This is a genomic window from Curvibacter microcysteis (assembly GCF_028649455.1).
GTDB classification, from domain to species: Bacteria; Pseudomonadota; Gammaproteobacteria; order Burkholderiales; family Burkholderiaceae_C; genus Curvibacter; species Curvibacter microcysteis.
This window is the reverse complement of sequence record NZ_JAQSIO010000001.1, coordinates 385,117-408,285: the sequence shown is the minus strand read 5'-3', so window position 1 is coordinate 408,285 and position 23,169 is coordinate 385,117. Positions and strand designations below refer to the sequence as shown.

The following is a 23,169-nucleotide window of genomic DNA, read 5'->3' as shown; positions in this document are numbered from 1 at the left end:
CTACTACCAAGGTCGGCTATGCAAAAGGAGAATGCCAGCCTGGTTCAACACCCTTCATCCAACAGGAACTCCCCATGTCCAACCCTGCTTGCCTGGCCTCGCCGCAGGCCGATCCCGCGCCCTTGCCGTCTTCCTTGGTGCTGTTGCTGGCGGCCGGGGCGGGCCTGGCCGTGGCTTCGATTTACTACAGCCAACCGTTGTTGGGGCCACTGGGCGAGAGTCTGCATGCCAGCGCCGCGCAAGTGGGGGCTGTGCCCACCCTGACCCAGCTGGGTTATGCGCTCGGCATTGTCTTGCTCGCCCCCTTGGGCGACCGCCATGACCGGCGCAGTCTCATCGTGCTCAAGGCGGCCCTGCTGGTGCTGGCCTTGCTGGGCTGCGCGCTGGCGCCAGGCTTGGGGCTGTTGATGGTGGCCAGCCTGACCGTCGGCGTGGCGGCCACGATGGCCCAGGACATCGTCCCGGCGGCGGCCACCTTGGCCTCGGCCACCCAACGGGGCCGCACCGTGGGCACGGTGATGACGGGCCTGTTGCTCGGCATCCTGTTGTCCCGCGTGGTCAGTGGCGTGCTGGCGCAGCAGTTTGGCTGGCGCGCCGTGTATGGGATGGCGGCGTTGGCGGTGGCCGTCATTGGCTGGGCCTGCTGGCGCGGCCTGCCGCGCTTTGCCCCCACCACGTCGCTGGGCTACGGGGCGCTGCTGGGCTCGATGGTGGGTTTGTGGCGGCGCCACGCCGAGTTGCGCCGCGCGGCCTGGGCGCAGGGCTTGCTGTCGGTGGCCTTCAGTGCGTTTTGGTCCACGCTGGCGCTGATGCTGTACCAGCGCTACCAGATGGGCAGTGCCTTGGCCGGGGCCTTTGGTCTGGCGGGTGCTGCGGGGGCCTTGGCAGCGCCCTTGGCAGGACGCTGGGCTGACCGGCGGGGCGCCGCCTGGGTCACCCGCTGGGGCAGTGCGGTGGCCGTGTTGAGCTTTGCTGCCCTGGCCTTGGAGCCCCATTGGCCCCTGGCCGCGCGCTTGCCTTGGCTGGCGCTGTGCACGGTGGGGTTTGATTTTGGTGTGCAGGCCGCGCTGGTCGCCCACCAGACCCTGGTCTACAGCCTGGAGCCGGCGGCCCGCAGCCGCCTCAATGCACTGCTGTTGACCGCCATGTTCATTGGCATGTCCGTCGGCTCTGCCTTGGGCAGTGCGATGTTGGCGCAGTGGGGCTGGACGGGCGTGGTGGCTTTGAGCACGTTGGCTGCGGCAGCGGCCCTGGCGGTGCGCCTGTTCGGGCGGGGCAGGCTGTCGGCCCCATCGCCTCGGCCTTGAGGGACGGGTCGCGGCCGCCTGTTGATCAGCCCCGCTGTGGCTGAAAGGCCTGGGCGACAAAGTCCACAAAAGACCGCACCCGGGCCGCAGACTGGTGGCGTTGCGGGTAGACCGCGTGGATGTCGGCGTCCGGGGTGCTGTAGCCGGGCAGCACCTCGACCAGGCGGCCACTGTCCAGGTAGCGCTGGATGTCCCACTCGGCGCGCAGCAGGATGCCGTGCCCGTCCAGCGCCCAGTTGACCGCGATCTCACCGTCGTTGGTGCTGAGGTTGCCGCGCGTCTTGATGGCTTCCGTCTGCAGCTTGGCGCCCCGGCCGGTGCCCAGGCGCCACAGCCCATAGGCCTCGTCACCTTGCCGGATGCCGATGCACTGGTGCTGGGTCAGGTCGTGGGGCACCTTGGGTGTGCCGTGCTGCTGCAGGTAGGCCGGCGACGCGCACAGCAGGCGCCGGTTGGGGGCGATGCGGCGCGCGATCACGCGGGCGTCCGGCGGCGCACCAAAGCGGATGCAGACATCAAAGGTGTCCTCGGTCAGCGGCGGCGGGTTGACCGACAGCTGCAGCTGCACCTCCACCTGCGGGTATTGGCGCGCAAAGCGTGAGATCAGGGGCGCGATGTGGCTGCGGCCAAAGCCCAGCGTGGCGTTCACGCGCAGCAGGCCTTGCGGGGTGGACTTGGACACACCCAGCAAGTCTTCCATGTCCTGGATGTCGCCCAGAATGCGGCGCGCGTGCGCCAGGTACAGCTCGCCTTCGGGCGTCAAGCTCATGCGGCGCGTGGTTCGGTTGACCAGCAAGACCCCGACCCGGGCCTCCATCAAGGCCAGGTGCTTGCTGACCGCCGGGGTGGTGATGCCCAGTTCGCGGGCGGCCGCGCTCAGGCTGCCCGCGCTGGCCAGGGCCGAGAAGAAGCCCAGGTCAGCGGGTTGAATAGCGTCTGCCATGCGTGATTGTTGAACTCAGGTGAACAATGCTTTCACTATAGCGGCGCGCGCAGCGGGCTGGGTCTTTCTACAGTCGCGGCACTGAAAACCAGACGGAGACGCACCCCCATGAAAACCTATTCCATTGCCACCATCCCCGGGGACGGCATCGGCAAAGAAGTCATCCCCGCCGGCCAGGACGTGCTGCAAGCCTTGGCCTCGGGCAGCGACCGCTTCCGTTTTGAGTTCGAGAACTTTGATTGGGGTGGGGACTACTACCGCCAGCACGGCGTGATGATGCCGGCCGATGGCCTGGAGGCGCTGCGCGGCAAAGACGCGATCCTGTTCGGCTCCGCCGGCGACCCGCAAATCCCCGACCACATCACGCTGTGGGGCCTGCGCCTGAAGATCTGCCAGGGCTTTGACCAGTACGCCAATGTGCGCCCGACCCGCATCCTGCCCGGCATCGATGCGCCGCTCAAGCGCTGCCGCGCCGAGGACCTGAACTGGGTCATCGTGCGCGAGAACTCCGAGGGCGAGTACTCGGGCGTGGGCGGTCGCGTGCACCAGGGCCACCCGATCGAAGCCGCCACCGACGTCACCATGATGACCCGCGTCGGCGTGGAGCGCATCATGCGCTTCGCCTTCAAGCTGGCCCAGTCCCGCCCGCGCAAACTGCTGACCGTGGTCACCAAGAGCAACGCGCAGCGCCACGCCATGGTGATGTGGGACGAGATCGCCGCCCAGGTGGCCACCGAGTTCCCGGACGTGAAGTGGGACAAGGAGATCGTCGACGCCTGCACCGCGCGCATGGTCAACCGCCCAGCCACGCTGGACACCCTGGTCGCCACCAACCTGCACGCCGACATCCTGAGCGACCTGGCCGCCGCGCTGGCCGGCAGCCTGGGCATTGCGCCCACCGGCAACATCGACCCCGAGCGCCGCTACCCCAGCATGTTCGAGCCCATCCACGGCTCGGCCTTCGACATCATGGGCCAGGGCCTGGCCAACCCGGTGGGCACCTTCTGGTCGGTGGTCATGCTGCTGGAGCACCTGGGCGAGTTCGACGCAGCCCAGCGCCTGATGGCCGCCATCGAGCATGTCACCGCCAACCCCGCCCTGCACACCCGCGACCTGGGCGGTCAGGCCAAGACCGCTGAGGTCACACAGGCGGTCTGCGCCCAGCTCGCCGCTGGCGGCTGAAGCCCGCCTCTGCGCTCAGACCGGTCCTCGGACCGGACCCGCCCCCACCCGTCAGCCCACCCATCCGAAGGGGGCGGCGTGTGAGGTGCCGCCTTGCTTGCATCAGAAATCGGAGACCCCCATGACCTTCTTGTTGGATCGCTTCACCGCCCGCTGGCAGCGCCTTGGGCTGCGCAGTGCCGGCCTGGCCCTGGCGGGCCTGGCCCAGGCCGCCAGCGCCCAGTCCTGGCCGGCCAAGCCCGTGACCCTGGTGGTGCCCTTTCCCCCCGGGGGCACCACCGACGTGCTGGCCCGCGCCCTGGGCAGTGCCTTGTCCAAGAACCTGGGCCAGTCGGTGATCGTGGACAACCGCCCCGGCGCTGGCGCCACCATCGGCGCCGACGCGGTGGCCAAGGCCAAGCCCGATGGCTACACCTTGCTGATGGGCGCGGTGCACCACACGATTGCCAGCAGCGTCTACAAAAAGCTGCCTTACGACTTCCAAAGAGACTTGGCCCCCATCACCACCGTGGCCGTGGTGCCGAATGTGCTGGTGGTGCAAGCGAGCACCCCCGCCAACAACGTGGCGGAGCTGGTGACCCTGCTCAAGGCCCAGCCCGACAAGGCCACCTTTGGGTCCAACGGCAATGGCACGGCCCAGCACCTGATCGGTGCCCAGTTCCAGGCCCAGACCGGGGTGGTGCTGACCCACATTCCCTACAAGGGCAGCGGTCCCATGGCCACCGACTTGCTGGGCGGGCAGATCCTGCTGTCCTTTGACACCATCACCCCGGTGCTGCAGCACATCCGCAGCAACAAGCTGCGCGCCTTGGCGGTCACCACCAGCACGCGCTCGCCAGCCCTGCCCGAGGTGCCCACGCTGGAGGAGGCGGGGCTCAAAGGCTTCAACATCGGCACCTGGTTCGGCGTGCTGGCGCCGGTCGCCACGCCCAGGGACATCGTGGTGCGGCTCAACACCGAGATGGTCAAAGTCATCCAGTCGCCTGAGTTCGTCAAGCGCATGGAGGAGATCGGCGCCCAGCCCGTGGGCAACAGGCCCGAAGAGATGGCGCGCCAGATCAAATCCGAGACCGACAAGTTTGCCGACCTGGTCAAGTCCGCCAAGGTCGTCCTGGAGTGAGGCCTGACTGGGGCGCTCCGGGGTGCCCCGGCCGTGTCGCTCAGCGCCCTGACGCGGCCTGCTCGGCCTGAGCCTCCAGGTAGGCCAGCAGGCGCTGGGCCGCCGGGCTCAGGTCCTGGTGGCGTCGAAAGCAGATGGAGAACTCGCGCTGCGCCCAGTCATTGAGCAGGCGCACCGTCTGGATGCGGCCGGCCGCGCTGTGTTGGCGGCTGATCTCGCTGGGCACCACGCTCACCCCCAGGCCCGCGCTGACCACCCGGAAGGCCGCGTCAAAGTTGGACACCACGGCACGGTAGCTCAGCGTCTGCCCCACCTGGGCGGCGGCCCGGTGCAGCAGGGTGTAGACCGCGGTGGAAGAGGGCAAGCCCACATGCTCATGGCCCAGCGTGTCCTCAAAGAACAGCGCCTCGTGCGCGGCCAGTGGGTGGCCCACGGGCACGGCCAAGGCCAGTTCGTCGCGCCGGTAGGGGCGGCTTTCCAGCCCACCCAGGTCGACCTGGCTCCAGCACACGCCCAGTGAAGCCACCCCTTCGCGCACCAGGCTGACGATGTCGCGCGAAAAGCGCTCTTCGATGTCGACCTGGATGTTTTGGTGTGGCGGCTCACGCATGAAGCCCGCCAAGTCGTCCAACAGCGACTCCGCCACCGCCGAGGCACTGGCCACCACCCGCACATGGCCCTGGATGCCGCTTTTGAAGCGCGCCATGTCAGCCTCGATCTTGTCCAGCGTGAACAGCAGCGAGCGCGCGTGCTCCAGCAGCACCTGGCCCGCCGGCGTGGCCTCGCTGCCTTTGCGCCCTCTCACCAGCAAGGGCAGGCCCAGGGCGTCCTCCAGCTGCGACAGGCGCTTGCTGATGGCCGAAGGCTCGATCAGCGCCTGGGCAGCGGCCGCCTTGATGTTGCCCAACTCGCACACGCTCACCAGCAGCTTGAGGGATTTCAGGTCCAGGTCGCGCATTTATTGATTCCGAATCGGAACTTTGAGGCTTCCGATATTGAATTTGAAGTTGGATTGGGAATTCAGCAAACTATAGCCAAACAGGGCCATCCCCGGCCCCACTGGGAGACATGAGCTTGACGACAACCCTTCCCCCCCGCGCGGTGATCCGCGAGGTTGGCCTGCGCGACGGCCTGCAAAGCATCCAGACGGTGCTGCCCACGGCGCGCAAAGTTGAGTGGATCAACGCCGCCTACGCCGCAGGTCAGCGTGAGATCGAGGTGGGCTCTTTTGTGCCGGCTCGGCTGCTGCCGCAGCTGGCCGATACCGCCGAGTTGCTGGCCCACGCCAAGACCTTGCCCGGTCTGTTCGCCTCGGTGCTGGTGCCCAATCTGCGCGGTGCCGAAGCCGCCTTGGCAGGCGACGCTGACCTGATGCTCTTGCCCCTGTCGGCCAGCCACGCGCACAGCCTGGCCAATCTGCGCAAGACCCCCGACGAGGTGGTGGCTGAGCTGGGCCGCATCCGCGCGGCGCGCGACGCCTCGGGCCGCAAGACCCTGATCGAGGGGGGCGTAGGCACCGCCTTTGGCTGCACTTTGCAAGGTGAGGTCCCCACCACCGAGGTGCTGCGCCTGATGCAGGCCCTGCTGGACGCAGGGGCCGACCGCGTCAGCCTGGCCGACACGGTGGGCTATGCCGACCCGGGCTCGGTCAGCCGCCTGTTCGAGCAGGCGCTGAAGCTGGCGGGCGACCGATTCTGGTGCGGGCATTTTCACGACACCCGGGGCCTGGCGCTGGCCAATGTCCACGCCGCCTTGCAGCTGGGGGTGCATCGCTTTGATGCCTCACTGGCCGGCATTGGCGGCTGCCCACATGCGCCGGGCGCCAGTGGCAACACGGCCAGCGAAGACCTGGCCTTCATGCTGGAAGCTGCGGGCGTGGACACCGGCATCGAGCTGCCTCAGCTGCTGGCCCTGCGCGAGCGCGTGGCCGGCTGGCTGGTGGGCGAGGCCACCCATGGTGCCCTGCACCGCGCGGGCTTGCCCCAGCACTTTCAAGCCGCCGCCGCTCGGGCGGTCTGAGCCCTGTGGCCCCCCTTTTTGACCTTGAGAACTGCATGAACACAGAAGCCACCGGACTGCCGCTGCAAGGCGTGCGCGTCATCGAATTCACCCACATGGTCATGGGCCCCACCTGCGGCATGATCCTGGCCGACCTGGGCGCCGAGGTCATCAAGATCGAGCCCCCGGGCGGTGACAAGACACGCCAGCTGCCCGGCTTGGGCATTGGCTTCTTCCGCAGCTTCAACCGCAACAAGAAAAGCGTGGTGCTGGACATCCAGACCCCCGAGGGCCTGGCCAGCGCCAAGGCGCTGATCGGCCAAAGCGATGTGCTGCTGGAGAACTTCCGCCCCGGCCTGATGGACAAGCTGGGCCTGGGCGCCGAGGCCTTGAAGGCTGAGTTTCCCAAGCTGATCTACGTGTCGCACAAGGGCTTCTTGCCCGGCCCCTACGAGGACCGACTGGCGCTGGACGAGGTGGTGCAGAACATGGCCGGCCTGACCTACATGACCGGTCCCCCGGGCCGCCCGCTGCGGGCAGGGACCTCGGTCAACGACATCATGGGTGGCATGTTCGGCGCCATTGGCGTGCTGGCTGCGCTGCGTGAGCGGGACCGCACCGGCCAGGGCCAGGAAATCCAGAGTGCCCTGTTTGAAAACTGCTGTCTGCTGGCGTCGCAGCACATGCAGCAGTTCCAGATGACGGGGGAGGTGCCGCCACCCTTTCCGGCACGGGTGTCGGCCTGGAGCGTGTACGACACCTTTGACGTGGCGCACGGCGAGCAGCTCTTCATTGGCGCGGTCAGCGACAAGCAGTTCCTCACCCTGTGCGAGGTGCTGAACCGGCCCGACCTGGCCCGCGACCCAGCCCTGGCCACCAACGCCCAGCGCGTGGCCCTGCGCCCTGACCTCTTGCGTCGCCTGGCCGAGAGCACCCGCCAGTGCGAGATCGAGGACCTGTGCGCCCGCCTCAAGGCCGCCGGTTTGCCGTACGCCAAGGTGGTGCGGCCGGACCAACTGATCCATGATGAGCACCTGCTCGCCAGCGGCGGCCTGGTGCCCATGCAGACCGAGGACGGTGGCAGCACCCAGGTGGTCTTGCTGCCCCTGTTGATGGGCGGGCGCCGGCCTGGGGTGCGCCACCCGCTGCCCCGGGTGGGCGAACACACCGCGGAGGTGCTGGCCCGCCTGAACCCTTGAATCGGCCTGGCATGGCGATGCGTTTCTTCCCCCCCCAAAAAAAAGCGAGACAAGCATGAACTTCCCACTCACACGCCGCGCCGCACTGGCCCTGGGGGCCGCGCTCTGCACCGGCCTGGGCAGCGTACCGGCGGCCTGGGCGCAAAGCCCTGGCAACCCACCCATGCGGGTGATCCTGCCCGTGGGCCCCGGCTCGGGCGTGGACACCATCGTGCGCGCCGCCCAGACCGCGCTGAGCAAGGCACTCAACCAGCCCGTGGTGATCGAGAACCTGCCTGGCGCGGGCGGCATCACCGGCACCTCGGCCCTGGTCAAGGCCGCGCCCGACGGCAACACCATCGCCGTCATCTCGAACAACCACGCGGTCAACCCCAGCGTGTTCAAGAAGCTGCCCTACGACAGCCTGAACGACCTCACCCCGATCAGCGTGGTGGGGGGCTCGCCCTTCTTGCTGGTGGTCAACCCCAAGCTGGTGCCCGCCAAAACGGCCAAGGAGCTGCAGGCCTTCTTGAAGGTCAAGCCAGAGGAGCACAACTACGCCTCGTCGGGCAACGGCACCATCATCCACCTGGCCGGTGAGATGGTCATCGACGCGATGGAGGTGGAGGTGCGTCATGTGCCCTACAAAGGCATGGGGCCCATGCTCACCGACATCATGGCGGGCCAGCTGGAGATGGGCGTGGCCTCGGTGGCCTCGGTGCAGGGCCAGCTCAAGAGCGGCGCCCTGCGTGCCATCGGCGTGCTGGGCAAGAGCCGCATCGCCTCGCTGCCCGACTTGCCCACCTTCGCTGAGCAGGGCTTCCCGGAGGTGGACGTCATGGGCTGGTTTGCCGTGGTGGCGCCCGCCAAGTTGCCTCCTGCCCAGGTCAAACGCCTGCACGAAGCCGTGGTCGCGGCCTTCAACGACCTCGAGGTCATGGCGGCCATGGCCAAGCAAGACAATGTCATCAAGCCCAGCACGCCCGAGGCCGCGCGCCAGTTCCTCAAAAGCGAGCAGGAGCGTTACGCCAAGATCGTGGTCAAGGCGAATGTGAAGCTGGACTGAGGGGGGGCCGCGCGGCCCTCACTACACTGGCGCCCATGCCGTGCACCCCGCTGACCGCCCCCGAGCCTGAGCCCCGCACCCCGTGCGCCGAGGCATCGGGTGCGGGTCCGCTGCTCAGTGCCCATTTCGAGCAGGACGGGCAGCGCTGGCGCCGCCCCGTCAGCGCTCGCCTGCACGCCACCCATTTGAACCTGCCCGCGCCACCGGCCTGGCTGCAGGCCGACTGGGCGCGCAGCGTGCAGCACGACCTGGCCCTGGCCCCGGGCGATGTCGAGGTCCTGCCCTGGGGGCAGATGCGCCGCCGCTGGGTCGAGCACCGCCAGTGCCAAGCCGCAGTCGCCCAGTGGCTGAGCGGCTTGGGCCTGGGCGAGCTGCTGGCCGACAGCACCGCGACCCTGATGGTCTGCCTGGGCGCGCGCTACCACCACGATGCCGAGCAATACAGCGAAGCGCTGTTTTGCAACCTCTTCCTCAGCGACGACGCCGGCCTGGACCTGCACTTCCCGGCCACCGGCCAGCGCCTGCCCGTGCAGCGCGGTGCGGTCGTGCTGTTTGACCCGTCCCAGCCGCATGGCGTGGTGGCGCGCCATGCGGCGGGTTTTGAGCCCGCCACCCTGTCGGCCGAGGCCTTGGCAGGCCAGGTGTTCATGAGTTGGGAGCTGCGCCCTGACCCCGCGCTGTGGCGCCGCTGGCTGGGCGTGCTGATGGAGCCCGACCCTGCTGGCCCGGGTCAGCCCGAGGCCGCTTTGCAGCTGGGCGGCACCCCGGTCCGGGTGTGCCCTGACAGCGGGGTGTGGCGACCCGCCATGTGAGGTCCGCGCGGCGAGCTTCAGGCCCCAGCGCTCGCCCCCAGCATCAAATCCAAATTCTGCACCGCAGCGCCCGAGGCCCCCTTGCCAAGGTTGTCGAACACCGCGCTCAGCAGCACCTGACCCTGCGCTGCGTTTTCGAACACGCCCAGGCGCAGCTGGTTGCTGTCGTTGAGGGCCTGTGGGTCCAGGGTGGCTGTTTGGGCGCTGTCGGCCAGGGGCATCAGCTCGACATGGCGGGCCGCGGCGTAATGGGCTTGCAAAGCGGCGTGCAACTGCGCCGCCGTCACCTCCGGGGGCAGCAGGCGCAGGTGCAGTGGCACGGTCAACACAATGCCCTGGCGGTAGTGGCCGTAGGCTGGCACAAACAAGGGCCGGTGTTGCAGGCCGGCGTGCTGTTGGATCTCCGGCGGGTGCTTGTGCGCGAGTTGCAGACCGTACAACTGGAAGGCTGGCGGGGGCTGGCCTTCGGCAGGGGCCTCGTGCGCCTGCACCGCTGCCCGCCCGCCGCCCGAGTAGCCTGACACCGCGTGGATCACCACGGGGTAGTCCGCAGGCACCAGGCCGGCCTGCACCAGGGGCTGCAGCAGGGCAATGGCCCCTGTGGGGTAGCAACCCGGGTTGCTGACACGTTGGGCCTGGGCAATGCGCTGGCTTTGGGCCGCGCCCAGTTCGGGCAGGCCGTACACCCAGTTCGGGTCGGTGCGGTGGGCCGAGCTGGCGTCGATCACGCGCACCGCCGGGTTGCGCAGTGCGGCCACGGCCTCGCGCGCGGCCGCATCGGGCAGGCACAGGATGGCGATGTCGCAGTGGTTCAGGGCCTCGGCGCGGCGCTGTGGGTCTTTGCGTTCGGCCGCGGGCAGGCTCAGCAGGCGCAGGTCGCTGCGCGCGCCCAAGCGGGCGTGGATTTGCAGGCCGGTGGTGCCTTGGTCACCATCGATGAAAACAAGCGGGGCGGTCATGGTCAGGGCTCTCCTGGAGGCTGGGGTGGTTCAGGGCCGGGACCCTGGGAGCCCTGATCTTGCGTCTGTCATGAGATTAAGAAAAGTTGAATATCATGAAGATCAGATTCAGATTTCATGATCCAAGAACCGAGGGGCTTTCATGCGTGAACTCAGCCTGGACCGCCTGCGCACCCTGGTCACCATTGCCGACCTGGGCTCTTTCGCACTGGCCGCGCGCGCACTGCACCTGGCCCCGCCCACGGTCAGCCTGCATGTGGCCGACCTGGAGGCCCGCTTGGGGGCACCGCTCTTGCTGCGCCAGCGCGGCCAGGTGCGGCCCTCGGGCGTGGGGGCTTTGTTGATCGAACGGGCGCGCCGTTTGTTGGCCGAGGCCGACCAGGCCCTGGACGAGGTGCAGCGCCAGGTGCAGGGCCTGGCCGGGCGGGTGCGCCTGGGCGCGTCCACGGGGGCCATCGCCCACCTGCTGCCGCAGGCGCTGGAGCAACTGGGTCGCGACCACCCAGACATCGATGTCCAGGTGGCGGTGCTGACCTCGCAAGACACCTTGTCTCGCCTGAGTGAAGGTCGGCTGGACCTGGGCCTGGTGGCCCTGCCGCAGGCGGCGGTGCCGGGCCTGACCGTGCTGCCCTGGCGGCGCGACCCGGTCATGGCCTTTGTGCCGGCGGCCTGGCCCACACCGCAGCGACTGAGCCCGGCCTGGCTGGCGGCCCGCCCGCTGATCCTCAACGATGCCGGCACCCGCTTGTCGCGCCTGACCCAGGAGTGGTTTGCCGCGGCCGGCCAGCAGCCGCAGCCGCGCATCGAGCTCAACTACAACGACGCCATCAAGAGCCTGGTGGCTGCCGGCTACGGCGCCACCTTGCTGCCCCACGAGGCCAGCGCACCGCCGCCCGATGCGCGCATCCGCATGCTGCCGCTGCGCCCGGCGCTGTGGCGCCCGCTGGGCATTGCCCACCGTGCGCGGGGCCTGGAGGCCGCGACCCAGCAGGTGCTGAACGTTCTGTGGCCGATGCGCCAGGCCTGAGGCCTCTGGGCCTTGGCAACCAAGCGATTTCCAGGTCGCCTGCAGAAAATCTCGGCCGGTGCCAGAATGCCTGGGTTCTTCGGCGCTGGGCCTCACGGCACAGACGCCGGGTCGCATTTTGGGCAGGGTGGCCCAACCCCGGCTTGGCCGGCGGCCAGGCCCCCGCCTCCACTCCCTTCTTCTATTGGAATTCCCATGGACCTGATCCAAATCCTCAAGTGGCGCTACGCCACCAAAAAAATGAACCCGGCCAAGGCCGTGCCGCAAGAGAAAGTCGAGCACATCCTGGAAGCCGTGCGCCTGACCGCCACCTCCAGCGGCCTGCAGCCCTATGAGTTGATCGTCGTCACCAACCCCGAAGTGCGTGAAAAGATCAAGGCCATCGCCTGGGGCCAGGGCCAGATCACCGACGGTTCGCACCTGGTGGTGTTTGCTGCCTGGGACAACTACACGGCCGACCGCATCAACCAGATGTTCGACCTCACCAACGATGAGCGTGGCTTCAAGAACGAAGGCTGGGAAGCCTACCGTGCCAAGCTGCTGGCGATGTACCCCGGCCGCGAAGCGGAAGCCAACTACCAGCACGCTGCCCGTCAGGCCTACATCGGCCTGGGCACCGCGCTGATCGCGGCAGGCGAAGTGGAAGTGGATGCCACCCCCATGGAAGGCTTTGACCCCGCCGCCCTGGACGAGATCCTGGGCCTGCGCGCGCGCGGCCTGCGCAGCGTGCTGATCCTGCCCCTGGGCTACCGTGAGGAAGACAAGGACTGGTTGGTCAAGCTCAAGAAGGTGCGTCGCTCGCACGCCAACTTCGTCACCGAAGTCAAGTGATGAAGGCCTCTGCCCGGTGCGCTTCGCGCGTTCCGGGCGGGGCGCGGCACCTTCTCCAGTGAAGGACATGCCGCGCAGGCGTCAGCGGACGCCTGGTGGTGTCGCAGGGGAGCGCTAACATGCGCTCAACACCACTTCGGTGGCACGCGGCTTGCACAGCCGTTGTGCCTCCTTCAAGCTGCGACATGACCGCTTCCGATCCGCATTACTCGGCTCCTCGCCCCCGGGGCTCCAGCCTGGCCGGCAAGGCCTACTGGGCCATGGTGCAGCGCGTCACGGTGATCGCTGGCGCCATTGATGTGGGCTACATCTTTCTGTTTGCCTGGCTGGGGGCTTCGACCCTGGCCTGGATCAATGTCCTCAGCGTGCTCCTGTATGCGGCCGCCTATGGGCTGATTGGGCGCAAGCAAAACACCCTGGCGCTGCTGTTGATCTGGTTCGAGGTCATGGCCCACGCCGCCATCGGCTCCTTGCTGATTGGCTGGGACAGCGGGTTTCATTACTTTCTGCTGCTCTTCATTCCCGCCATCGTGGTGGCCAATTCACGCGGCTTTTCTGCGCCCATCGTGCTGGGTTTGTTGCTCTATTACCTGGGCTTGAAAGCGGTCTGCGACCAGTGGGGGCCGCTGACGCCGCTGCCTGGCGCTGAGCTGCGCACAGTGTTCTGGGTCCATGTCTGCCTGGTGTTTGCCATGTCGGCCTCGATCGCGGCCTTTTACCGCCGCGCCATCCTGTCCGCCGAGCGCAGCTTGGTGGAACAGGCCCAGACCGACGCGCTGACGGGGCTGCGCAACCGCACCGGCTTTCAGTCTCAGGCCAGCGAGGCCTTGGCCCGCAGCCAGGCCCTGGGTGAGTCCGTGGCCGTGCTCTTGGGTGATGTGGACCACTTCAAGCAGTTCAATGACCGCCACGGGCATGAGGCCGGCGACCGCGTGCTGATCCATGTGGCACGCACCCTGCAGACCCACGCGCGCGGTGGCGACTTGCTGGCGCGCTGGGGCGGTGAGGAATTCTTGCTGCTGATGCCGGGCTGTACCCAGGCGCAGGCCGAGGCGGCCGCCGAGCGCATTCGCCAGGCCGTGGTGGGCACGCAAATCCCCATCGATGGCGCCGAGGTGCCACTGTCCTTGTCGCTGGGGGTGGCCTGCCTGGGGCCTGAGGAGTCCTTGCAAAGCGGCATCTCGCGCGCGGACCGGGCTCTGTACGACAGCAAGCACGCCGGGCGCAACCGGGTCACGCTGGCTTTGCCCTTGGCGGTGCCGGCCTGAGGGGGCCGCGCCCAGGCGTCAGCGCGGCGCCAGGTGGATGCCGGCCAGCATGCAGCGCACCGAGCCTCCCGCCAACTCCAGTGTCGGCACGCTGAGTGGCAGCAGGCGGGCGCTGCGTTCGATGCGGCCGCGTTGCTCAGGCGTCAGGCTGTCATGGGCCCGCTGCGACAAGGCCAGGACCCGGCCGTCACGCCCACTCAACTCCAAGGCGTTGCCGGCAAACTGGGCGATCTGATCCGCACTCAGCTCGATCAGTTCGCGTCCGCTTTCTTCCAGCCGCGCCCGCACCTGGGCGGCGCGCGCCGGGTCGGAGAACAGCGACAGACCGACCAGGGCGAAGTCGGTGGCCACGCACATCAGCACATTGGTGTGGTAGACCGCTTGGCCTTGGGCGTCGGCGGTGCCGAACACCATGGGCTCGTAGTTGAAGTGGGTGCAAAAGCGCTCCAGTGCGATGGCATGGGCCCGGTTGGACTGGGCGGTGTAGGCCACCCGCGCCAGGTGGTCCAGCACCATGGCGCCAGTGCCTTCGAGGAACAGGCCGTCGGGCTCCAGCCCGGTGTAGTCAATCACGTCCTGGACGCGGTACTCGGTCTTGAGCATCTCGATCACATCGCTGCGGCGTTCGCGGCGGCGGCTGGGCGAGTACATCGGGTACAGCGCCACATGGCCGCCGGGGTGGGTGGAGAACCAGTTGTTGGGGAACACTGAGTCGGGCGTGTGGCGCTCGCCCCGGTCTTCAAACAGGTGCACGCGCACACCTTGCGCCTGCAAGGCTGCGGCGGCAACGCTCAGCTCGCGGTAGGCGTCCTGGGCCACGCGTTGGGCGTCGCTGCCCTCGGCGGGGCGCTGAAAGTGGTTGTCGGCGGCGGTTTCGGGGTTGGGGCTGAATTGGTGCGGACGCACCATCACCACAGCGCTGGGGGCCTGGATGGAGCGGGCCGCGGGACGGGGTGCAGGCAGCGGCTGCAGGGCGACGGGGACGAGGGGCAGGGAGGGCATGTCAAATCCGGGCGGAGGGTGGGGTGTGGCAGGTGGCTTGGCGTGCGCCAGGCCAGCCGGCAGTGTGGGCGTCGGGGGCGTCAAAATGAAGGGGACATCCCGTGCAAAAAGCAGCAGGGTTTGTGCAAACCGCCAGCACGGATGCCGCAAAAAGGTAACTTCATGGACAAACACGTCTTGGGCGCTGCGCCCCCGCGCCAACGCGCTGCACCCCGCCGCGCTGCCCCCTGGTCGGCATGGCGCTGGCGCGCCTGGGCCTGGGCCGGGGTGCTGCTGGCCCTGCTGGGCGCAGGCGCGCTGCCAAGCCACGCCCAAACCCAGGCCCACCCGGCGCCCCCAGTGGCCCCGGGTGCCGCCTTCCAGGTGCCCACCCGCGAGGGCGTGAGCACGGTGGTGTATTGGCAGGCGGTCGACTCGGCCCGCGCCACGGTGTTGCTGTTTCCGGGCGGCGGCGGCGGCTTTGGCACCGTCAGCCAGGGCCTGCCCAGCGGCGGCAATTTCCTGGTGCGCTCGGTGCCGTATTTTCTGGCGCAGGGCTTGAATGTGGCGGTGTTGGGGCGGCCCAGCGACAGCGCCGATCTGGGCTATGCCGACCGCATCGCGCCGGCCCATGCGCGTGATGTGGCGCAGGTCATCGCCTGGGTGCAGGCGCGCAGTGCCGCTCCCTTGTGGCTGGTGGGCACCAGCCGGGGCACGGTGTCGGTGCTGGCGGTGGCTCTGGCGCGCCAAGCGCAAGGGGAGATCGCGGGCATCGTGCTGTCCTCCAGCATCCTGAACACCGCCAAGCCGGGCGCGCTGCCGTCACAGGATTTGGCGAGCCTGCGCCTGCCCGTGCTGATGGTGCACCACCGGCAAGACGCTTGCGGGGTGTGTCCGCCGCAGGCTTTGCCGGCCGCATTCGAGGCGCTGACGCAGGCGGCCGTCAAAAAATTGATGTGGGTGGACGGGGGCAGTGCGCCGCGCGGCGAGGCCTGCGAGCCCTGGCACCACCATGGCTATGTGGGCCAAGAGCGCGAGACGGCCGAGCAGATCGCGCAGTGGCTCACCGCGCCCACGCCCTGAGCGTGCGCCCGATGAATGCGGCGCTTACTTGTTGGACGCCAGCAGCAGGCCGGCCGCCCCCATGAAGAAGCCACCCGTGGCCTTGTTCAGGCGCACCACACCGCGTTGCGTGGTGATGAGGCGGCGCAGCTGCAGCCCGCCCAGGGCGTAGGCCAGCGTGGCGACAAACTCAGCGCACAGGTAGGTGGGGCCCAGCACGGCAAACTGCGGCGCGGCAGGCAGGGCTGGGTCGATGAACTGCGGAAAAATCGCTGCGAACAAAATGATGGCCTTGGGGTTGGTGATGCCCAGCAAGAACTCTTGCAGCACCAGGGCCCGCCGTTTGGGCGGAGCCGAGGGCGTGGCGGTGCCGGCCGGGCTGTCGAGCTGGCTCAGGCCACTGAATTCACGGCTGCGCCAGGCGCGCCAGCCGAGGTAAAACAGGTAGGCCGCCCCCGCCCATTTGACCGCCAAAAACGCGGTTTCAGACGCCAGCAGCATGGCGCCCAGGCCCACCGCCGACACGGTCAGGAACACCGCAAACGCGCTGACCCGGCCCAGCGTGCCGATCAGCGCCGCCCCCACCCCTTGGCGGATGCCGTTGTTGAGGGCGCAAAAATTGTTCGGCCCCGGGGTCAAGGCAATGGCCACGGCCACAGGGAAAAACAAAACGGCGTTCATGCTCATGGGGGGCTCCTGGGCCAGCCCGAAGCGGGCGGCGGGTGGTCAAACGCTGGCCGGGGCCAGGTGCCCAGTTTTTAGCACAGCGCGTGCCAGCCTGCAGTGCCTTGGCGGGCACCACAGGCCACCCGCGTCAATAGCCCACTTCTTTGAGGTAGCTCGCGCGTGCCGCAAAAGCGGTGTTGGCAAAGTCGCTGAACACCCCGTCCACGCCCGCGCGGTAGAAGGTCAGGTACTCGGCCACCGGGTCGCCCTTGTAGAAACCGGCCAGGTACTTTGACTCGTTGCGGAAGGTGTAGACGTGCACGAACAGGCCGGCCGCATGGGCATCGGCGATCACGCTGTTGGGCGTGACCGAGTTCACGTCCGCCATCGAGCCGCTGTAGCCGGCGGTGGTGGGGAAGGGCGACACCTTCAGCGCCATGACCTGGGGCTTCCAGGGGCCGATGCCGTCGGCGTAGGTCTTGATCTCAGCCAGGCCTGCCGGCGTCAGCATGGTGCCGAAGTAGCGACCATCGCCCGCCAGGGTCCAGCTGTAGGGGCGGCCATCGACGAAGTTGTATTCGTCATTGGTCTGGTAAATCATCTCGCCGGTTTTGAAGTTGATGTCATTGCCGTCCACCAGCTGCACCGCCCGAGTGGCCAGGCCGATGGAGCGCATGTACTTCAGGCTGGCCGGGTCAAAGCTCTGCACCAAGATGGGGGAGGTCTTGGTGTTGAGGTTGTTGTCCTTGATCAGCTTGACCAAGGCGTCTTCAAACGGGTGGGTGCCGGTGCCGCAGCCATTGGCCATGGCTTGGGCGTTGTTCCAGTAGGGGTTCTTGGTTTCCGGGTAGACGCTCAAGGCGCGGCCTGTCTTGGCGCTCTGGACCTTGGCGATGTCGATCAGTTCCTGGAAGGTCAGGATCGGGTACTTGCCATTCAGGTTGCTCGGGCGCTGGTCGCGCGCATCGTAGGTGGTGCCGCCCAGCCACTGCTTGAGTTCGGCCACGGTGAAGTCGGTGATGGACCAATCGCCGGTGTGGTCTTCGCCGTCCACCACCAGGGACTTCAGCACCGACTTCGGGTCCTTGGGGTTGGTCAGGTCGCTCAAGTAGGTGGCCGGGCCACCGTACTGCGCCAGCGAATAGCTCACCGGCACCTGCACGCCGGGCACCGTGCGCTTGCGCGCGGCCACCACGGGGTTGGTCAGGGCCACCGTGCTGATGTTGGTGTTGTCGCTCAGCCAGGGGTTGTGGCGGACGACCAGCACGCAGTCCTTGCTCATGTGCAGATCGGCTTCCAGCGAGTCGGCGCCAGCGGTGGCGGCCGCTTCGTAAGCCGGCTGGGTCTCTTCGGGGTACAGGCCTGGCAGGCCCCGGTGGCCGATGACCAGCGGCACGCTGCCGTCCAGGGTCTTGAGCCAACTGCTGTTGCTGCTGCCACCGCCGCCGCAGGCGCTCAGGCCCAGCACCAGGGTGGTCAGGGCCAGGCCGCTCAGGCCCGGCAGGCGTTTGGGTGTGAATGTCATGTCAAGGGTCTCCGTCCCGTCGGTAAAGCGTGGAGTTTGGGGGGCTGCTGTGACGGCAGCGTGAATGCGCGGGCTCGCCCTACACTCCCAGCCCAGGAAGGACATTGCATGGACCGCTTCACGATTTCGCTGGACGAGGATCTGGCCCACCAGTTTGACCACTTGATTGCCGCGCGCGGCTACCGCAACCGATCCGAGGCGGTGCGGGACCTGATCCGTGCCGCCATCGAACAAGACGGTCAGCGTGAAGCCCCCGCAGGCTATTGCGTGGCCAACCTGTCCTATGTCTACAAGCACCAGCAGCGCGAGTTGGCCGATCGACTGGCCACTCTGCAGCACCACAGCCACGACCTGACCCTGGCCTCCATGCGCAGCCAGCTGGACCACGAGCACTGCATTGAATCGGTGCTGCTCAAAGGGCCGACCGCCGAGGTGCGCCGCCTGGCCGACGCCATCGTGGCCGAGAGCGGCGTGCGCCATGGCCAGGTCAATGTGGTGGCCTTGGAGCCCGACCAGCCCCATGTGCATGGCCCGGGCGGGAGGGCCCATGTGCACCTGCGGCCCCGCCGCTGAGGCCCCCCAGGCCGCCGTCCCCGGCATACGCTGGATGGCGCATGGCCGCTCGGCCCATTTAGTAAGAGAATGTCCAAAAATTTCTTACCATGGACGTCTCCACCTCCTCCGACTGGCCCACGCTCCTGGCCCTCGCTTTTGTGCTGGGGCTCAAACATGGGCTGGACGCCGACCACCTGGCCACCATTGACGGCCTGACGCGCCACAACAGCCGCCTGCAGCATCGTTTGGCGGCTTTTTGCGGCAGCTTTTTTTCGCTCGGCCACGGCGCGGTGGTCATGGCCACAGCGCTGGGTCTGTCGGTGCTGGCTGGGCACGGCCAGGTGCCTGAGTGGCTGGACGCGCTGGGCGCCTGGGTGTCGATTGGCTTCTTGCTGCTGTTGGGGGGGCTCAATCTGTGGGCGCTGTGGCGCACGGCGCCCGATCAAATGGTGCGACCGCTGGGCTTGAAGGCCTGGGGCCTGCGCGGCTTGCAGCAGGTCTCGCACCCGGTCATGGTGGCCCTGGTGGGGGCTTTGTTTGCCCTGTCGTTCGACACCTTGTCCCAGGCGGCCTTTTTTGCACTGGCTGGCGGGCGCCTGGGCGGGGCCTGGCCGGCGGCCAGCCTGGCTTTGGCGTTCTTGTTGGGCATGCTGGTCACGGATGGGCTCAATGGCCTGTGGATGGCGCGCTTGATGGCGCGCGCCGACCAAGTGGCCCGCCGCGCCTCGCGCGTGATGGGCCTGACCATCGTGGCCTTGAGCTGGGGGGTGGCTGGCCTGGGCCTGGCCAAGCTGTACTCGCCCACCGTCGATGCGTGGGCCGAGGGCAAAGAGCTGTTGTTGGGCCTGGCCGTGCTGGCCTCGCTGATGCTGGCTTTTGGGCTGGTGCTGCGCGGGGCGCGCCGCCGCTGGGCCTGAAGACCCTGGGCGTCTGGCCTGCAGACCCCCTCAGCTGGCGTACTGCAGTCGGGCCACGGCCCGCAAGTGCTCGGCCGTGGTGCTGGGCAGGCCAAAGAACTCCAGGTAGGCCGGGATTTGCTCAAACAACATGTCCGAGCCCACCTGGTAGCGGCAGCCCCGTGCGGCCGCGGCGCTCAGGAAGGCGGTCATCTCTTTTTTCATGACCACCTCACCGACAAAGGTGTGGGGCTCCAGGCGCGACACGTCCATGGGGAAGGGGTCGCCCTCGTTCATGCCCATGGGGGTGGCGTTCACCACCAGGTCAAAGCCGGCTGGGTCATTGGCGCCGGTCACCACCTGCAGCGCGGGGTAGTGCTGGCGCAAGCGCTGGGCCAGGGCCTGGGCCGAGACCTCGCGGCTGTCGTACAGGTGCAGCTCGGCCACGCCTGCGGCCGCCAAGGAGGCCGCAATGGCCGAGCCCGCGCCGCCGCAGCCCACCAGCAGGGCGCGCGCGCTTGCCAGCAGCACGCCTTTGCGCAGCACGCCGCGCACAAAGCCTTCACCATCGAACATGTCACCCACCAGGCGGCCTTGCGCGTCGCGGCGCACGGCGTTGCAGGAGCCCGCGATCTGCACCGCGGTCGAGGCCTGGTCCAGCAAGGCCACGGTGCTCACCTTGTGGGGCATGGTGATCAGCGCGCCGCACAGGTTGTCGAGCCCAAAGACCGAGCGCAAAAAGCCCGGAAAGTGCTCGGCCTGGCTGGCCATGGGCACCACCACCACGTCGATGCCGGCGACTTCAAAGTAGGGGTTGTAGATCATCGGCGCCCGGAACGAGTGCGTCGGGTAGCCGATGTGGGCAATCAGCGAGGTGTTGCCAGTGATCTGCATGGGCGCTCCTCAGGCCGCAGCGCGCGCAGCCGACACGCCGGCGCGCAGGCCCAGCAGGTAGCTGTCCACGCCAAAGCCACAGATCTGGCCCTTGACGATCTCGGCGAACACCGAAGTGTGGCGGAAGGCCTCGCGCGCATGGATGTTGGACATGTGCAGCTCCACCACGGGCACGGTCAGGATGGCCAGCGCATCGCGGATGCCGTAGCTGTAGTGGGTCCAGGCGCCCGCGTTGATCAGCACGGCGTCTGTGCCGTCCTGGAAGGCAGCGTGGATGCGCTCACACATGGCGCTTTCGGCATTGGTCTGGAAGGACGTCACCTCGGCGTTCAACTCGCGCCCCAGGTCCTGCAGTTGCTGGTCGATCTCGGCCAGCGTCACGGTGCCGTACTGGGCCGGGTCCCGTTTGCCGAACATGTTGTGGTTGATGCCGTGGAGCATGAGGACTTTGAGCGTGCGCATGGGGTGACCGTGGGGTGGGAATAGGGGCTTGAAATGAACACGGCCCGACCGCATGGGCAGTCAGGCCGTGGCGTGGCTGGGGCTTACTTGCGCAGCTTGGCCAGTTCGGCTTGCAGGGCGTTGACCACGTCCACACCGGCGATGGCGGCGTGCTTCTCGATCACGGGCTTGAGCTTCTCGCGGAACTTGGTCAGCTCCGCGGCGTTGAACTCGGTCACTTGCATGCCGTGCTTCTTCAGGCTGTCCAGGGCGGCGCCAGACTGCTCACGCGACACACCGCGCTGGAACTTGGCGGCTTCCACGCCGGCGTCGGCAATGATCTTCTTTTCATCCGCGCTCAGGCCGTCCCAGAACTTCTTGCTGATGATCAGCGACTGGGGGTTGTACTGGTGGTTGGTCACGGCCAGGTACTTCTGCACTTCGTACAGCTTGTTGGCTTCCACCACGGTGAAGGGGTTTTCCTGGCCGTCGATGGCCCGGTTTTCCAGCGCGCCATAGACCTCAGGGAAGGCCATGGGCGTGGGGTTGGCCCCCAGGGCGGTGACCCAGTCCACGTTGATGGCGTTGGGGATCACGCGCAGCTTCAGGCCAGCGATGTCTTCGACCTTGGTGATCGGTCGCTTGCCGTTGGTGATGTTGCGGAAGCCCAGTTCCCAGTAGGCCAGGCCGTGGATGCCCTTGGCGTCCAGGCGGTCGTGCATCATCTTGCCGAAGGCGCCATCGACCACGGCGTCGGCTTCCTGGGCGTTGGCGAACATGAAGGGGAAGTCGAAGACCGAGAATTCCTTCAGCACATTGGCCAGGATGCCCGAGTTCATGACCATCATCTCCAGCGTGCCGCCTTGCAGGGCCGAGATGTTCTGGGCATCACCGCCGAGCACGCCGCCGGCGAACACATTCACCTTCAGCTTGCCACCCGAGCGAGCGCTGACCAGCTCGGCAAATTTTTCCGCGCCAGTCACCAGCGGGTGGCCCTTGGGGTTTTGCGTGGCGAACTTGATGGTGCGCGGCTTGATGTCCTGGGCGGCGGCCAGGCCCATGGAGCCCACGGCGATGGCGGCGATCAGGGTCTTCAGAAAAAATCGTTTCATGTTTGTCTCCAGTCAGGGGTCAGAGGCTTCAAAAAGAAGGGTCAGAAGGTGAGGGGGAAAAGTGGGCGTCAGTAGAACCAGCGCAGCGGTGCCAGCACGGTCTGCGGGAACACCACCATGATGAACATCACGATGAACTGCGCGGCCATGAAGGGCAGCACGCCGCGCGTGACTTCGTCCATCTTCATGCGCCCCACACCCGCCACCACGTTGAGCACCGTGCCCACCGGCGGCGTGATCAGCCCGATCGAGTTGTTGATGATGAACAGCACCCCGAAGTACACCGGGTCAATGCCCGCGGCCTTGATCACCGGCATCAGCACCGGCGTCATGATCAGGATGGTCGGCGTCATGTCCATCGCCGTGCCCACCAGCATCACCAGCACCATGATGGCGATCAGCAGCAGGGTCTGGTTGTCCATGAAGGGCTTGAGCAGCTCCACCATCTGCGCGGGCAGGTTGGCCACCGTGATCAGCCACGACGACACCATGGCCGCCGCCACCAGGAACATCACCACCGCCGTGGTCTTGGCCGCGGTCGCAAAGATCGGGTACAGGGCCTTGAGCGGCAGCTCGCGGTAGATCACGCTGGCCACGAACAGCGAGTACACCGCCGCCACCACCGCCGCTTCGGTGGGCGTGAACACGCCCATGCGCAACCCCACCAGGATGAACACCGGCAGCATCAGGGCCCACACCGACTCGCGCGCGGCCTTCCAGACTTCGGCGCGGGTCTTCTTCGGGGGCAGCGCCAGCTGCTCTTTGCGACCCACCCACCACCAGGTGAAGGCCAGGCCCACCGCGATCATGATGCCGGGGAAGATGCCAGCGATGAACAGCTTGCTGATCGACACGTTGGCGGTCACGCCAAAGATCACAAAGCCGATGCTCGGCGGGATGATGGGGCCGATCACGCCCGAGGCGGCGATCAGGCCGCCCGAGACTTCCTTCTTGTGCCCGGCCTTGACCATCATGGGCAGCAGCAGCGCGGTGAGCGCGGCCGCATCGGCCACCGCCGAGCCCGACAGGGCCGACAGCAGGCAGGCCGCCAGGATCACCACATAGCCCAGCCCGCCCTTGACGTGGCCGACCAGGGCCAGCGCGAAGTTGACGATGCGCTGGGACAGGCCGCCCACGTTCATGATCTCGCCAGCGAGCATGAAGAAGGGCACGGCCAGCAGCGGAAAGCTGTCGGCGCCGTTGATGAAGTTCTGCGCCAGGATCTGCGCGTCAAACAGGTCCAGGTGCCACATCAGGCCCACGCCGCTGGCCAGCAGCGCGTAGGCAATGGGGATGCCGAGCATCATGGCGCCGATGAGGCCGCCCAAAAAAATCAATACCGTCAT

Annotated in this window: 23 protein-coding genes; 13 read left to right on the top strand and 10 right to left on the bottom strand. The window is 67.6% G+C overall.

What is annotated here, in order from left to right; translation table 11 throughout:
- The first annotated feature begins 74 nt into the window (after nt 1-74).
- Nucleotides 75-1,307 (top strand): MFS transporter, encoded by a 1,233-nt coding sequence (locus PSQ39_RS01770; RefSeq protein ID WP_273924870.1) that lies wholly within the window; start codon nt 75-77, stop codon nt 1,305-1,307.
- A gap of 25 nt (nt 1,308-1,332) precedes the next feature.
- On the opposite strand, the gene PSQ39_RS01765 is transcribed toward PSQ39_RS01770, so the two are convergent.
- A complete protein-coding gene (locus tag PSQ39_RS01765; RefSeq protein ID WP_273924869.1) occupies nt 1,333-2,250 on the bottom strand; it encodes a LysR substrate-binding domain-containing protein in 918 nt (305 codons plus the stop codon).
- Between the two features lie 108 nt (nt 2,251-2,358).
- On the opposite strand from PSQ39_RS01765, the gene PSQ39_RS01760 reads away from it, so the two are divergent.
- Nucleotides 2,359-3,432, top strand: coding sequence for a tartrate dehydrogenase (locus PSQ39_RS01760; RefSeq protein WP_273924868.1), 1,074 nt, complete (start codon nt 2,359-2,361; stop codon nt 3,430-3,432).
- Nucleotides 3,433-3,553: 121 nt separating this feature from the next.
- Entirely contained in the window at nt 3,554-4,552 is a 999-nt protein-coding gene (locus PSQ39_RS01755; protein ID WP_273924867.1) for a tripartite tricarboxylate transporter substrate binding protein, read from the top strand.
- Nucleotides 4,553-4,592: 40 nt separating this feature from the next.
- Here PSQ39_RS01755 and PSQ39_RS01750 read toward each other — a convergent pair whose 3' ends face one another.
- The gene (locus PSQ39_RS01750) at nt 4,593-5,510 is read right to left on the bottom strand and encodes a LysR family transcriptional regulator (protein ID WP_273924866.1); all 918 of its coding nucleotides are present in this window, start codon (nt 5,508-5,510) and stop codon (nt 4,593-4,595) included.
- A gap of 110 nt (nt 5,511-5,620) precedes the next feature.
- Here PSQ39_RS01750 and PSQ39_RS01745 point away from each other — a divergent pair, with 110 nt between their 5' ends.
- Genes PSQ39_RS01745 through PSQ39_RS01730 form a run of 4 tightly spaced genes read left to right on the top strand, consistent with a single transcriptional unit; the run spans nt 5,621 to nt 9,606 of the window.
- Complete coding sequence (locus PSQ39_RS01745) at nt 5,621-6,571, top strand: hydroxymethylglutaryl-CoA lyase (RefSeq protein WP_273924865.1); 951 nt, start codon at nt 5,621-5,623, stop codon at nt 6,569-6,571.
- A gap of 35 nt (nt 6,572-6,606) precedes the next feature.
- Nucleotides 6,607-7,749, top strand: a complete 1,143-nt coding sequence (locus PSQ39_RS01740; protein ID WP_273924864.1) for a CaiB/BaiF CoA transferase family protein — start codon at nt 6,607-6,609, stop codon at nt 7,747-7,749.
- 55 nt (nt 7,750-7,804) lie between these two features.
- Nucleotides 7,805-8,794 carry a Bug family tripartite tricarboxylate transporter substrate binding protein gene (locus tag PSQ39_RS01735; protein ID WP_273924863.1) on the top strand — a complete coding sequence of 330 codons (990 nt, stop codon included), beginning with the start codon at nt 7,805-7,807 and terminating at the stop codon, nt 8,792-8,794.
- A gap of 35 nt (nt 8,795-8,829) precedes the next feature.
- Nucleotides 8,830-9,606 (top strand): hypothetical protein, encoded by a 777-nt coding sequence (locus tag PSQ39_RS01730; protein ID WP_273924862.1) that lies wholly within the window; start codon nt 8,830-8,832, stop codon nt 9,604-9,606.
- Between the two features lie 17 nt (nt 9,607-9,623).
- Here PSQ39_RS01730 and argC read toward each other — a convergent pair whose 3' ends face one another.
- Nucleotides 9,624-10,565, bottom strand: a complete 942-nt coding sequence (gene argC / locus PSQ39_RS01725; protein WP_273924861.1) for an N-acetyl-gamma-glutamyl-phosphate reductase — start codon at nt 10,563-10,565, stop codon at nt 9,624-9,626.
- A 142-nt stretch (nt 10,566-10,707) separates the two neighbouring features.
- Here argC and PSQ39_RS01720 point away from each other — a divergent pair, with 142 nt between their 5' ends.
- From PSQ39_RS01720 to PSQ39_RS01710, 3 genes are all read left to right on the top strand, one after another.
- Entirely contained in the window at nt 10,708-11,592 is an 885-nt protein-coding gene (locus PSQ39_RS01720; RefSeq protein ID WP_273924860.1) for a LysR family transcriptional regulator, read from the top strand.
- 195 nt (nt 11,593-11,787) lie between these two features.
- On the top strand, nt 11,788-12,423 hold the full coding sequence (locus PSQ39_RS01715) for an NAD(P)H-dependent oxidoreductase (protein WP_273924859.1): 636 nt from the start codon (nt 11,788-11,790) through the stop codon (nt 12,421-12,423).
- A gap of 185 nt (nt 12,424-12,608) precedes the next feature.
- Nucleotides 12,609-13,691: a GGDEF domain-containing protein gene (locus PSQ39_RS01710; protein WP_273924858.1), complete on the top strand. Its 1,083-nt coding sequence runs from the start codon at nt 12,609-12,611 to the stop codon at nt 13,689-13,691.
- A gap of 18 nt (nt 13,692-13,709) precedes the next feature.
- Here PSQ39_RS01710 and ctlX read toward each other — a convergent pair whose 3' ends face one another.
- Entirely contained in the window at nt 13,710-14,600 is an 891-nt protein-coding gene (ctlX, locus tag PSQ39_RS01705) for a citrulline utilization hydrolase CtlX (RefSeq protein ID WP_273925604.1), read from the bottom strand.
- Between the two features lie 255 nt (nt 14,601-14,855).
- On the opposite strand from ctlX, the gene PSQ39_RS01700 reads away from it, so the two are divergent.
- Nucleotides 14,856-15,755, top strand: coding sequence for an alpha/beta hydrolase (locus tag PSQ39_RS01700; RefSeq protein ID WP_273924857.1), 900 nt, complete (start codon nt 14,856-14,858; stop codon nt 15,753-15,755).
- A 24-nt stretch (nt 15,756-15,779) separates the two neighbouring features.
- On the opposite strand, the gene PSQ39_RS01695 is transcribed toward PSQ39_RS01700, so the two are convergent.
- Both PSQ39_RS01695 and PSQ39_RS01690 read right to left on the bottom strand, forming a co-directional pair.
- On the bottom strand, nt 15,780-16,415 hold the full coding sequence (locus tag PSQ39_RS01695) for a LysE family translocator (protein ID WP_273925603.1): 636 nt from the start codon (nt 16,413-16,415) through the stop codon (nt 15,780-15,782).
- Nucleotides 16,416-16,548: 133 nt separating this feature from the next.
- Nucleotides 16,549-17,925: a glycerophosphodiester phosphodiesterase family protein gene (locus PSQ39_RS01690; RefSeq protein WP_273924856.1), complete on the bottom strand. Its 1,377-nt coding sequence runs from the start codon at nt 17,923-17,925 to the stop codon at nt 16,549-16,551.
- A gap of 108 nt (nt 17,926-18,033) precedes the next feature.
- Here PSQ39_RS01690 and nikR point away from each other — a divergent pair, with 108 nt between their 5' ends.
- Both nikR and PSQ39_RS01680 read left to right on the top strand, forming a co-directional pair.
- Nucleotides 18,034-18,498, top strand: a complete 465-nt coding sequence (gene nikR / locus PSQ39_RS01685; protein ID WP_273924855.1) for a nickel-responsive transcriptional regulator NikR — start codon at nt 18,034-18,036, stop codon at nt 18,496-18,498.
- 89 nt (nt 18,499-18,587) lie between these two features.
- Nucleotides 18,588-19,397, top strand: coding sequence for a HoxN/HupN/NixA family nickel/cobalt transporter (locus tag PSQ39_RS01680; protein ID WP_273924854.1), 810 nt, complete (start codon nt 18,588-18,590; stop codon nt 19,395-19,397).
- A gap of 30 nt (nt 19,398-19,427) precedes the next feature.
- Here the strand turns inward: PSQ39_RS01680 and PSQ39_RS01675 are convergent, their stop codons facing one another.
- From PSQ39_RS01675 to PSQ39_RS01660, 4 genes are all read right to left on the bottom strand, one after another.
- On the bottom strand, nt 19,428-20,270 hold the full coding sequence (locus tag PSQ39_RS01675; RefSeq protein WP_273924853.1) for a shikimate dehydrogenase family protein: 843 nt from the start codon (nt 20,268-20,270) through the stop codon (nt 19,428-19,430).
- 9 nt (nt 20,271-20,279) lie between these two features.
- Nucleotides 20,280-20,732 carry a type II 3-dehydroquinate dehydratase gene (gene aroQ, locus PSQ39_RS01670; protein WP_273924852.1) on the bottom strand — a complete coding sequence of 151 codons (453 nt, stop codon included), beginning with the start codon at nt 20,730-20,732 and terminating at the stop codon, nt 20,280-20,282.
- A gap of 83 nt (nt 20,733-20,815) precedes the next feature.
- Complete coding sequence (locus PSQ39_RS01665) at nt 20,816-21,823, bottom strand: TRAP transporter substrate-binding protein (RefSeq protein ID WP_273924851.1); 1,008 nt, start codon at nt 21,821-21,823, stop codon at nt 20,816-20,818.
- A gap of 68 nt (nt 21,824-21,891) precedes the next feature.
- Nucleotides 21,892-23,169: a TRAP transporter large permease gene (locus PSQ39_RS01660; protein ID WP_273924850.1), complete on the bottom strand. Its 1,278-nt coding sequence runs from the start codon at nt 23,167-23,169 to the stop codon at nt 21,892-21,894.

What these genes read in the sequence shown, in the direction of transcription:
- PSQ39_RS01770 (WP_273924870.1), top strand. Translation starts at nt 75, where the DNA reads ATGTCCAACCCTGCTTGCCTGGCCTCGCCGCAGGCCGATCCCGCGCCC.
- PSQ39_RS01765 (WP_273924869.1), bottom strand. Translation starts at nt 2,250, where the DNA reads ATGGCAGACGCTATTCAACCCGCTGACCTGGGCTTCTTCTCGGCCCTG.
- PSQ39_RS01760 (WP_273924868.1), top strand. Translation starts at nt 2,359, where the DNA reads ATGAAAACCTATTCCATTGCCACCATCCCCGGGGACGGCATCGGCAAA.
- PSQ39_RS01755 (WP_273924867.1), top strand. Translation starts at nt 3,554, where the DNA reads ATGACCTTCTTGTTGGATCGCTTCACCGCCCGCTGGCAGCGCCTTGGG.
- PSQ39_RS01750 (WP_273924866.1), bottom strand. Translation starts at nt 5,510, where the DNA reads ATGCGCGACCTGGACCTGAAATCCCTCAAGCTGCTGGTGAGCGTGTGC.
- PSQ39_RS01745 (WP_273924865.1), top strand. Translation starts at nt 5,621, where the DNA reads ATGAGCTTGACGACAACCCTTCCCCCCCGCGCGGTGATCCGCGAGGTT.
- PSQ39_RS01740 (WP_273924864.1), top strand. Translation starts at nt 6,607, where the DNA reads ATGAACACAGAAGCCACCGGACTGCCGCTGCAAGGCGTGCGCGTCATC.
- PSQ39_RS01735 (WP_273924863.1), top strand. Translation starts at nt 7,805, where the DNA reads ATGAACTTCCCACTCACACGCCGCGCCGCACTGGCCCTGGGGGCCGCG.
- PSQ39_RS01730 (WP_273924862.1), top strand. Translation starts at nt 8,830, where the DNA reads ATGCCGTGCACCCCGCTGACCGCCCCCGAGCCTGAGCCCCGCACCCCG.
- argC (WP_273924861.1), bottom strand. Translation starts at nt 10,565, where the DNA reads ATGACCGCCCCGCTTGTTTTCATCGATGGTGACCAAGGCACCACCGGC.
- PSQ39_RS01720 (WP_273924860.1), top strand. Translation starts at nt 10,708, where the DNA reads ATGCGTGAACTCAGCCTGGACCGCCTGCGCACCCTGGTCACCATTGCC.
- PSQ39_RS01715 (WP_273924859.1), top strand. Translation starts at nt 11,788, where the DNA reads ATGGACCTGATCCAAATCCTCAAGTGGCGCTACGCCACCAAAAAAATG.
- PSQ39_RS01710 (WP_273924858.1), top strand. Translation starts at nt 12,609, where the DNA reads ATGACCGCTTCCGATCCGCATTACTCGGCTCCTCGCCCCCGGGGCTCC.
- ctlX (WP_273925604.1), bottom strand. Translation starts at nt 14,600, where the DNA reads ATGGTGCGTCCGCACCAATTCAGCCCCAACCCCGAAACCGCCGCCGAC.
- PSQ39_RS01700 (WP_273924857.1), top strand. Translation starts at nt 14,856, where the DNA reads ATGGACAAACACGTCTTGGGCGCTGCGCCCCCGCGCCAACGCGCTGCA.
- PSQ39_RS01695 (WP_273925603.1), bottom strand. Translation starts at nt 16,415, where the DNA reads ATGAACGCCGTTTTGTTTTTCCCTGTGGCCGTGGCCATTGCCTTGACC.
- PSQ39_RS01690 (WP_273924856.1), bottom strand. Translation starts at nt 17,925, where the DNA reads ATGACATTCACACCCAAACGCCTGCCGGGCCTGAGCGGCCTGGCCCTG.
- nikR (WP_273924855.1), top strand. Translation starts at nt 18,034, where the DNA reads ATGGACCGCTTCACGATTTCGCTGGACGAGGATCTGGCCCACCAGTTT.
- PSQ39_RS01680 (WP_273924854.1), top strand. Translation starts at nt 18,588, where the DNA reads ATGGACGTCTCCACCTCCTCCGACTGGCCCACGCTCCTGGCCCTCGCT.
- PSQ39_RS01675 (WP_273924853.1), bottom strand. Translation starts at nt 20,270, where the DNA reads ATGCAGATCACTGGCAACACCTCGCTGATTGCCCACATCGGCTACCCG.
- aroQ (WP_273924852.1), bottom strand. Translation starts at nt 20,732, where the DNA reads ATGCGCACGCTCAAAGTCCTCATGCTCCACGGCATCAACCACAACATG.
- PSQ39_RS01665 (WP_273924851.1), bottom strand. Translation starts at nt 21,823, where the DNA reads ATGAAACGATTTTTTCTGAAGACCCTGATCGCCGCCATCGCCGTGGGC.
- PSQ39_RS01660 (WP_273924850.1), bottom strand. Translation starts at nt 23,169, where the DNA reads ATGACGGTATTGATTTTTTTGGGCGGCCTCATCGGCGCCATGATGCTC.